11 protein-coding genes are annotated in these 9,750 nt (G+C 42.0%); 3 read left to right on the forward strand and 8 right to left on the reverse strand.

What is annotated here, in order from left to right:
- Positions 1-14: 14 nt before the first annotated feature.
- Entirely contained in the window at positions 15-758 is a 744-nt protein-coding gene (locus AAEO50_RS15365; RefSeq protein ID WP_341985170.1) for a type II CAAX endopeptidase family protein, read from the forward strand.
- Positions 755-961 (forward strand): YdiK family protein, encoded by a 207-nt coding sequence (locus AAEO50_RS15370; RefSeq protein ID WP_341985171.1) that lies wholly within the window; start codon positions 755-757, stop codon positions 959-961. The genes AAEO50_RS15365 and AAEO50_RS15370 overlap by 4 nt, the downstream gene beginning before the upstream one ends.
- A 19-nt stretch (positions 962-980) precedes the next feature.
- Here the strand turns inward: AAEO50_RS15370 and tatC are convergent, their stop codons facing one another.
- From tatC to AAEO50_RS15385, 3 genes are read right to left on the reverse strand one after another with little or no spacing between them, the layout of a single operon-like run.
- Positions 981-1,757 (reverse strand): twin-arginine translocase subunit TatC, encoded by a 777-nt coding sequence (tatC, locus tag AAEO50_RS15375; RefSeq protein WP_341985172.1) that lies wholly within the window; start codon positions 1,755-1,757, stop codon positions 981-983.
- 20 nt (positions 1,758-1,777) lie between these two features.
- The gene (locus AAEO50_RS15380; protein ID WP_175986501.1) at positions 1,778-1,951 is read right to left on the reverse strand and encodes a twin-arginine translocase TatA/TatE family subunit; all 174 of its coding nucleotides are present in this window, start codon (positions 1,949-1,951) and stop codon (positions 1,778-1,780) included.
- A gap of 54 nt (positions 1,952-2,005) precedes the next feature.
- A complete protein-coding gene (locus AAEO50_RS15385; protein ID WP_341985173.1) occupies positions 2,006-2,683 on the reverse strand; it encodes a redox-sensing transcriptional repressor Rex in 678 nt (225 codons plus the stop codon).
- A 222-nt stretch (positions 2,684-2,905) separates the two neighbouring features.
- On the opposite strand from AAEO50_RS15385, the gene AAEO50_RS15390 reads away from it, so the two are divergent.
- Complete coding sequence (locus AAEO50_RS15390) at positions 2,906-4,852, forward strand: ABC-F family ATP-binding cassette domain-containing protein (RefSeq protein ID WP_341985174.1); 1,947 nt, start codon at positions 2,906-2,908, stop codon at positions 4,850-4,852.
- 243 nt (positions 4,853-5,095) lie between these two features.
- On the opposite strand, the gene AAEO50_RS15395 is transcribed toward AAEO50_RS15390, so the two are convergent.
- The 5 genes from AAEO50_RS15395 to tsaE form a co-directional block, all read right to left on the reverse strand.
- Positions 5,096-6,436 (reverse strand): VWA domain-containing protein, encoded by a 1,341-nt coding sequence (locus AAEO50_RS15395; RefSeq protein WP_341985175.1) that lies wholly within the window; start codon positions 6,434-6,436, stop codon positions 5,096-5,098.
- A 224-nt stretch (positions 6,437-6,660) separates the two neighbouring features.
- Positions 6,661-7,677 (reverse strand): tRNA (adenosine(37)-N6)-threonylcarbamoyltransferase complex transferase subunit TsaD, encoded by a 1,017-nt coding sequence (gene tsaD, locus AAEO50_RS15400; protein WP_341985179.1) that lies wholly within the window; start codon positions 7,675-7,677, stop codon positions 6,661-6,663.
- Entirely contained in the window at positions 7,674-8,111 is a 438-nt protein-coding gene (rimI, locus tag AAEO50_RS15405; RefSeq protein ID WP_341985176.1) for a ribosomal protein S18-alanine N-acetyltransferase, read from the reverse strand. The genes tsaD and rimI overlap by 4 nt, the downstream gene beginning before the upstream one ends.
- Positions 8,112-8,135: 24 nt before the next feature.
- Entirely contained in the window at positions 8,136-8,831 is a 696-nt protein-coding gene (gene tsaB / locus AAEO50_RS15410) for a tRNA (adenosine(37)-N6)-threonylcarbamoyltransferase complex dimerization subunit type 1 TsaB (protein WP_341985177.1), read from the reverse strand.
- Positions 8,828-9,283 carry a tRNA (adenosine(37)-N6)-threonylcarbamoyltransferase complex ATPase subunit type 1 TsaE gene (gene tsaE, locus AAEO50_RS15415; RefSeq protein ID WP_341985178.1) on the reverse strand — a complete coding sequence of 152 codons (456 nt, stop codon included), beginning with the start codon at positions 9,281-9,283 and terminating at the stop codon, positions 8,828-8,830. The genes tsaB and tsaE overlap by 4 nt, the downstream gene beginning before the upstream one ends.
- Between the last annotated feature and the right edge of the window lie 467 nt (positions 9,284-9,750).

Here is a 9,750-nt window from a genome sequence, read left to right on the forward strand (position 1 = left end):
AAGGAGACGAAACGTTGAAAAAACATTTTGGATATATATTGATCGCATATATTGTGATGCAGCTTTCGAGTATTGTAGGAGTTCCTCTTCTATATAAAATCGGGGTGGACGTACTTGGCGAGCCTGCTAATCAGGTAAAGCAGCTTGTTCCGGGATATTGGCTCATGATCAGCTTTACGTTGACGCTGATCGTGGTGTGGGCGATTCTCCGAAAAAGTGAAACAAGCACGAATCTTGAACGAAGTGCCCCCCTCAATGCCGGAAGCTCCATAGGCTGGGCGGTAGCAGGTATTTTCATTGCCTTCTTTGCACAGTCGATTGCGATCCAAATCGAATATGCACTGGGAATCGAAATGGGTTCTGAAAATACGCAGATGATCATCGGAATCATCGAGAAGGTACCATTGACGATGCTCGTGGCTGCTGTGATTGGACCTATCCTGGAAGAAATCGTGTTCAGGAAGATCATCTTCGGCGTACTGTATGAAAAGATGAATTTCTTCTTTGCCGCGCTGGTAAGTTCAATCATATTCGCACTTGCCCACTTTGAACCGGAGCATGTCATCTTGTATTCGGCAATGGGCTTTACATTCGCGTTCCTATACGTAAAAACAAAGAGAATACTCGTGCCAATTTTTGCTCATGTGGCGATGAATACATCTGTCGTGCTGATACAATCTATCTATAAGGACGAAATTCAGAAAATCATGAAAGAAGCAGAACAAATTCAAGGATTTATTGGAGGATTATTTCTATGAGAAGATCACCGCTTTTCTCTGGAGTGATCTATCTCCTGCTCGGAATACTTTTCACATACTTTGCAGTTCAGAGTGTAAGAGATGATGGTTGGGGATTTTTCACTTATATGCTTGTCTTTCTGGCTACCCTTGACTTCGGGTCAGGACTCAGAATGATTATGATTCATTTCAAAATCAGAAAACAGCTTCATAATAAAAAATAAGGATTGGTCCCAAAAGGGATCAATCCTTATTTCTTTCTTCTTCATATTGTTCCATCTCAAGCTTCTGTTCCGCTTCAAGTACCTTTTTATAACCGATCTTTGAAATCCAGATACTGATTTCGTAAAGGATGAATAAAGGTACGGTCACCATCAAGTGAGAGACGATGTCCGGCGGTGTGATGAAGGCTGCGATGACCAGCAAAATAAAGTATGCAACCTTACGTACTTTCGCCATCACCATCGGGGTGATGATCCCCAGTCTCGTTAAGAACAGCATCGCGACAGGCAATTGGAATAATAGACCGAATGGAATGGTTAATTGAAACAAGAAATGAAAGTATTCATTTATCCCTATTACTTGTTGAATTTCAAGACTATCAGACAACGTCATCATGAATTCCACGATATACGGAAATAGGATGAAGTAAGAAAAGGACAGTCCGCCTAGAAATAATAACAGCGAGATAGGAATATAGCTGAGGGTCACCTTACGCTCCGTTTCATATAATCCAGGGCTGATAAATGACCAGACTTGGAATAAAATGAGCGGTGCAGTGAGAATCAGCGAAATGAATACCATCATTTCCATATAGATCTTAAGCGGATCTGTCAGACGAAAAGCATTCATCGTAAGCTCTTTCGCTTCGTCTGCATGCTGCAGATAACGAATCAGCGGTTCTGCGAGAAAGAAGCTTGCTACAAACGCTAACAAGAAGAAAACGACTACAATCATGAGTCGTTTTTGCAGTTCTCCTATATGTTCATACATTGTCATGTCTTTTTGACTTTGACTCATGGCATTCATCCTACTCTACTCTACTTAGCACTTTTGTTTTTATCGTCGTCGTCATCTGCTAAGCCTTTTGTTGCGTTTTTAAACTCACGTAATGTATTACCGAAAGCTTTCCCTAATTCAGGCAATTTCTTTGGACCAAAAACTAGTAAAGCGACAATTAAAATGATTATGAGGCTACCTGGACCTACTGGCATAATGAGACACCTCCTCTTGTACTCTTCTATCATAACGTAAAGCAACAGAATTTTCTATTCCGTAATAATTCCATCTTGTGACATTTCCGTGTCATCTTCAGAATAATGCTTCAAAAAGTAAACCAGTGATTGAAGTTCTACAGCCAAGTCTATATGGTGAACCCGGATATGATCCGGTACAGTCAGCCTGGCCGGCGTAAAATTGAGGATTCCCTTGATTTTTGAAGAAACCAATCTGTCTGTGATATTTTGAGCAGAAGAAGCCGGCACAGTAAGGATTGCCACTTCTATATTCTGACCCTCAAGCTTTTCTTCCAGATCATCAAGGTTAAATACCGGTACATCCCCGACCTGAGTGCCAACTTTTGACTCATCCACCTCGAACGCCATCTCGATTTTCGTATTATTGTTTTTTATAAAATTATAATTAAGAAAAGCGGTTCCCAGATTTCCGACCCCGATCAGCACTACCTTGGTCAATGCATCCTGATCCAGCGTCTTTCTGAAAAAAGAGAGAAGATAGTTAACATTATAGCCATAACCCTTTTTCCCTAATGCCCCGAAATAGGAAAAATCCCTGCGGATGGTTGCCGAATCTACCTTCACTGCTTCGCTTAATTCCTTCGATGACACCCTCTGCTTTCCAGATGAGTATAAATTCTTGATAAAACGGTAATAAAGCGGCAGCCGCTTAGCCGTTGCCTGTGGAATTTTCGTTGTATCCTGATTCATATTGCATTCCCCCACATCTATTCAAAAGCCTGTTGCTTTGACCGCCCGCATAACTGTGAACGCTTCCAAAATAACAGATAAACATTTTTAAGTCTCTCTACCCATCATACACTATATTCTATCCTATATGTGTGAAGATTAATAGTCATTCATAGACATGTATGATTGCCGTTTTCCTCTAATATACGGTACACTAGCACTATGAAATAGAGGTGAAACGTCATGATTCTACTACAAGTGAATCAACTTAGCAAAAACTTTGGTGCAGATACTATTTTATCGAATATTAAACTTGAAATACAGACTAGGGACCGTGTCGCACTTGTTGGCCGAAACGGTGCAGGAAAATCGACCCTTTTAAAAATAATCGCAGGCCAGTTATCCCATGATGGCGGGGAAATCACAAAACCTAAAGGTGTAACGATCGGCTACCTGGCCCAAAACACCGGACTCGAATCAGACCTGTCCATTTGGGCTGAAATGCTGACCGTATTCGAAGGGCTTCGTGCTCAGGAGAAGCAGCTCCGTGTCCTGGAAAAACAAATGGCCGACCCGTCTGTCTATGAGAATGACGAGGTGTATCAGCGTGTATTAAAAGAATACGACGAACTGCAGGTAAGCTTCAAAGAATCCGGTGGCTACCAATACGAAGCAGATATCCGCTCAGTGCTTCACGGCCTGAATTTCGCTGATTTTGACTATGAGACGAAAATCTCTGCGTTAAGCGGCGGTCAGAAGACCCGCCTCGCACTGGGTAAGCTTCTCTTGACCAAGCCTGATATATTAATCCTTGATGAACCGACCAACCATCTTGATATCGACACCTTATCCTGGCTAGAAACCTATTTGCAAAGCTATGAAGGAGCCGTTCTCATTGTTTCCCATGACCGTTACTTCCTAGACAACGTCGTCAACCAGGTGTATGAAATCTCCCGGAAACGGAGCAAGAAATTCATCGGAAACTATAGTAAATATCTTCAGCAAAAAGCTGAAGACTACGAAAAAGATGTTAAGCTCTTTGAACGTCAGCAGCAGGAAGTAGCCAAGCTTGAAGATTTCATCCAGCGGAACATCGCCCGTGCCTCAACAACCAAGATGGCACAAAGCCGCCGAAAAAAACTGGAGCGAATGGAACTGATGGACAGGCCGCTCGGCGATGAGAAATCAGCCTCCTTCTCATTCCAGATCGATCGTCAAAGCGGAAATGATGTACTGAAAGTAAACGATCTTTCAATCGGGTATGAGAAAAATGATGAAATATCCAGCCATATCGATTTTTCAGTAAAAAAAGGCGACAGCATCGCGCTCGTCGGTCCAAACGGTATTGGAAAATCCACTTTGCTTAAAACGCTTGTAAATAAGCTTGCACCTCTCTCAGGTGATTTTAAATTCGGATCGAATGTATCAATCAGCTATTACGATCAGGAGCAAGCAGATCTTTCATCAAACAAAAGCGTCCTCAATGAACTGTGGGATGAATATCCGATAAAAAACGAAAAGGAAATCAGGACAGTCCTCGGGAACTTCCTGTTTTCAGGGGAAGACGTACTGAAGCCGGTGTCTACATTAAGCGGTGGAGAAAAAGCGAGGCTTGCCCTTTCGAAATTGATGATGGAGAAAGGAAACGTACTCATCCTTGATGAGCCTACCAACCATCTCGACCTGGATAGCAAAGAAGTGCTTGAGAATGCCCTTATCGATTATCCAGGCACCATCTTATTTGTCTCGCACGATCGTTATTTCATCAACAGAATCGCGACCAAAGTGCTTGAACTCTCTAAAAATGGGTCCACCGAATACCTCGGAGATTATAACTATTATATGGAAAAGCTGCGACAGCAAGAAGAGCTGGCCGCCTTGGAATTAATGGAAAAAGGTCAGACTGGCCCAGGGTCGGCAACTCCGCAGAAGCAAAACCAAAAAATCGATAAAGAAGCAAAAAAGCTTGAGCGACAGCGTAAAAGAAGAGTAGAAGAAATTGAAGCTCAAATGGAAGTCCTTGAAGCTGTCATCGAAGAACAAGAAGAACTGCTTTGCGACCCGGACATCTTCCAGGATCACGAAAAGGTTCAGGATATCAATGACAAACTGAATTCTTCCAAGGAAGAACTTGATGAATTATTAGAAGAATGGACAGAATTAGAAGAACTTCTCCAAGAAGAACAGTAATCCACAGGTTTGGATAACACCACGTTATCCAAACCTTCTTTATTCCACATGATTATCCACATTATAAATGTTGATTATTCGTTATTCACAGGAGTTTTCCACACTATCCACAGAAAAAGTTGTGGTTATACACAATCTTCCACTCAACTACCCATACTTTTTTCACAGGGTGTGCACATTTATCCTTAAGTTATTAACAACTTATCCACAAACTGTTGATAAAACATATGTTCGTTCGTACATTTACTCCTCGTTTCTCAATTTCTCACGTTCTTCATAACCCTTATCACGTGCTTTCTCTCGATTTTCATAGCCTTTCTCTCTTAATTCTTCGCGGTATCCATAAGCAGTATCCCTAGCATATTCCCGCAGTGAATATCCCCTGTCTCGAATTAATTCCCTTACTTCATAGAAGTTTCCATCAATCTTACTTTCAAGATACTCCGATAGCCCAAGTAATCGGTTCTCTTCGTCTTGAGCCAAATCCACCATCTTCGCTTCTTGGTCGAAGAGTTCATCCACACGTTCTGTCTGGCTCTTAAAATATTTATCCACATTTTCATTTTCCCAATTAAACCATTCATGTATTAACCGGTTTTTTTCTTTCTCAAAAAAATCATCAAAATCTTGTTTGGTTTTTACAGTCTGATACTTACCTTTGCCAGCCTCCGCTACTTGCTTCAAGGCTTTTTGTCCCTCATTATCCACATTAAACCCAATGATATTAACAACGGCTGAAATATCCGATTCATTTAGCTCTTTAGCTTTTTCGACCGGGTCTCCATCACAAGTCTCCACACCATCACTTACGACATATACGATATTTTCCACATTGTCGCCGGTTTGCTTCTTTAAATCCTCCCCAGCCGATTGAATCGACGCTGCAAGAGGAGTCCAGCCTGCAGGCGAAAACTTTGAAAGTGCATCATTGAAACCACTCTGGTCATACACAGAAAGGGGATACACCACTTCTGAGCTGCCGCAAGAAAGCTCTTTATCGCTGTCATCACCTGTTCCTTTATGTCCATACACTCGCAGTGATACATTGACTTGTTCAGGCAGGCTCGAAACGAAAGTCTGAATTGATTCTTTTGCCAGTTCCATTTTAGTCTTACTTCCAATTTTCCCATTCATACTGCCGCTGGAATCAAAGAGAATAGCTACATTTACTTTCTTTCCAGCAGGTTTCTTTGCATCGGATTCCCCCGGGGCTGCGCTTGCCTCTTCATAACTGGTATCCACTCCATCGAAGAACTCCTTAAATCCTTGATAGTCTTCCGAAGTCAACGCCAAAAGACTCTGAAAATACTCTTCTTTGGTTAGATCCTTAGGCAGTTTATCGAGTTGTGCTTTTACCTTGTCTTCATCATATTTTTCCCCAGAATATTTACCTGGAGGCTGAACTAATACATCTTCAACCTTTGTTGATGCATATTCCTCCCTATTAAGCTCCACATTCTTTTCCTCCGACTGCTTTTGTTCTGCAGCCTTCTCGGAATTTGTTTCCCCTACAGGTTCATTACCTGAACAAGCTGTTAATAAAAAAAATACTGATACCAATACAAACAAGATACGTTTACCCATATTTTCCTCCTAAACCATTTTTATTTAATTATCTGTTTAACAACTACCCCTTGTTCTCATGATTTATTCTAAATTCAAAGGTAAATTTTTACTATCATTAAGAATATACAACGTTTGTTTACTTGAAACTTGAATTTATCCACAATTATTCCACAATAAAAAAGAGGCCATCTCTAGAAGGTTAATTTGCATTTAACCTTTTGAAACGACCTCTTTTGAATTTCTCAGAAATTCTCTATATCCAATCCGGGATTAGCATTCATCGCCATATCTCCCCTTTTTCCCTGTTCAAACAATATCGTGCCTGCAGCAGCAATCATTGCTGCATTGTCTGTGCATAGGGACAATGGAGGGATGATCAGTTCTGTATCCAACTCTTTAAACACTTCTTCTAAAGCAGCACGCAGTCCTTTATTGGCAGCAACTCCCCCAGCCAATAATAACTGTTCTACCTTATATTCCTTTACTGCTTTCACCGTTTTAGTTACTAACACATCAATCACGCTCGCCTGGAAGCTTGCGGCAAGATCTTGTGGATAAATCGTTTGGCCTTTTTGCTTCGCATTGTGTAAAGTGTTGATAACCGCTGATTTCAACCCGCTGAAACTGAAGTCATACGAGCCTTCTTCCAGCCACGCCCGAGGAAGGTCCAGTGTCGCCTCCCCTTCATGTGCAAGCCGGTCAATATGGGGACCTCCCGGATAAGGAAGACTCAAGGTCCTTGCTACCTTATCATAGGCCTCACCTGCAGCATCGTCCCGCGTTTCACCGATGACCTCGAATGAACCGTGCTCCTTCATCAGCACAAGCTCTGTGTGCCCCCCTGAAACGACGAGAGACAAGAGAGGGAACTTCATTTCTTTCACCAGACGATTCGCGTAAATATGTCCGGCAATATGATGAACACCGACCAACGGCTTGTTATGAGCAAACGCAAGGGCCTTGGCAGCATTCACACCAATCAGCAGCGCGCCTACCAACCCGGGACCTTCCGTAACAGCAATGCAATCAATCTCTTCCATTGTCATGTCTGCCTGTTCCAATGCCTCTTCCAATACAAACGTCACTTGCTCGACGTGGTGACGGGAAGCTATTTCCGGAACAACTCCGCCAAAACGTTTATGACTTTCAATTTGAGAAGAAACAATATTCGTTACAATCTCCGTACCATTTTTAATAATGGCTACCGCTGTTTCATCACAGCTCGTTTCTATTCCTAACACATACGTATCTTTTATCATAAATTCACCCACATCACTAAAGCATCTTCTTGATTATCTGAATAATACCTTTTCCGGATTCCGCCATCTTGAAAACCCATCTTTCTATATAACCCTTGTGCTGCCTTATTGCTTACTCTGACTTCAAGTGTCATCACACGAGCACCCACCTCTTTAGCAATCTTCATGATCCTCTGCATAAGAGCTTCACCGAGACCCTGTCCTCTGTAATCAGGAAGCACCGCCACATTGGTGATATGCGCTTCATCGACGACAAGCCAAACACCGCAATAACCGGCTACTCGTTCCCCGTCTTCCACCACGAGATAAGTAGACAAGTGATTCTGTTCAATTTCATTATAAAAAGCTTCCCGACTCCACGGAATACTGAATGAACGATGCTCAATCTCCATCACAGCATCCAAATCATCAACCGTCATAAAACGAATTTCCATATTTCAAACGATCCTTCTTCTCATTTAAGAGTTTTTTTGAGACTCTAACCAATTCACTTCCGCCTCAGCTAAGCGAATATAATTAGGCAAGACTTCATGAGCCGTATTTTCTTCTAAATCCGCCCCTATGAAAGCGAGCTCGGATGGTCTGGGATTGTTACTGACAAAAGGAGCAACCCTTGCCTGATCTCCCAGCACTTCTTTTATCGTTTCCTCATGAATGTTTACATCATTTCCGATAAACAAAATATCACCATCATACTCTTTCAGCTTATTCGCCCAATCTGTCATTAACACATTCCGGTCCTCTCCCACTTGAATGATCCGGTCACCCTCGAACTTATACAGTCCCGTATAAACCTGGCCCCTTCTCGCATCAAAAATCGGAGCGATATATCCGCTGAAATTCCTGCCGGATGCAGCAAGTACAGCCAAGCTCGATACGGGGATAAGTGGGATATTCAACGACCAGGCAAGCGTCTTGGCCAGCGTCACTCCGATGCGGACACCTGTGTAAGAACCAGGACCATTCGCCACCACAATCTTGGTCAACTCTTTCGGATCTGTATCACAGTCTTTCAGAAGCTGCTCTATGGCAGTCATCGCCCGTACAGAATGATTCTTCTTCAGATTGGTGATATATTCACCAATCACCTTACCCTCTTCAATCAACGCAATCCCTAACGGATAATTGGAGGTATCAATCGATAATAGTTTCATGAAACAATCTCCTTACATAACTCATTATACCTTTCCCCGTAAGGCTTTAACACAATCCTGCGTGTCGTATCGCCCTCTCTGTAAATCGACAGACTCAATAAGTCCTTAGGAAGCTGGTCTTCTATCAAGTGGGCCCACTCGACAACCGTCACTCCCTCCCCTTCAAAATACTCATCAAATCCCAAGTCTTCAAAGGAATCATCCATGCGGTACACATCCATATGATAAAAAGGCAAGCGTCCTTTATATTCTTTAATAATTGTGAACGTAGGGCTGTTCACCGTCTTCTTTACTTCAAGACCCTTCGCAAGCCCCTTCGTAAACGTCGTCTTCCCTGCACCCAAGTCACCTTCCAATGTTATCACATCCCCAGGTTGAAGGTAATTTGCCAATCTCTCTGCAAATACACCCGTCTCCTCAGGGGTTCTCGTTATTATTTCAAACTGATCCATATTTATCTCCTCAGCTTAAGTAGAGTATAAAAAACCCTTAGGAGAGCACCTAAGGGACAATGTATATATGTAGTTTACCCTTTTTGGGGTATTTGAGTAAAGTGCAGGTGCCGGGATGTTGGGTAAAAAGTGTATCTATACGGTCCTTTTGGATTTCGTTGGATTGATAAAAGATTTTTTTGGGTAAATCGTAATTTAGTTTGGCTAATGAGTGTGAAATATTGTGAAAATGCATTACCTTTGATTTTGGAGGAGTTCTTTTAAGGAGGGATAAGCTAGTTAACAGAGGTATCAGGTTTTTATGATCCATTTTAAGGATTTATGATCCATTCTGGAATTTTATGATCCATTTTCCAGATTTATAATCCATTCCTCTACGACCCCCTAATTCCTTTGGACATATTTGTACCGAAAAAAGTACACTAGAAACATAAATATGTCAGGAATTAGGGAGGGATATTTTCAAT

The organism is Rossellomorea oryzaecorticis (genome assembly GCF_038405515.1).
Classification (GTDB): domain Bacteria; phylum Bacillota; class Bacilli; order Bacillales; family Bacillaceae_B; genus Rossellomorea; species Rossellomorea oryzaecorticis_A.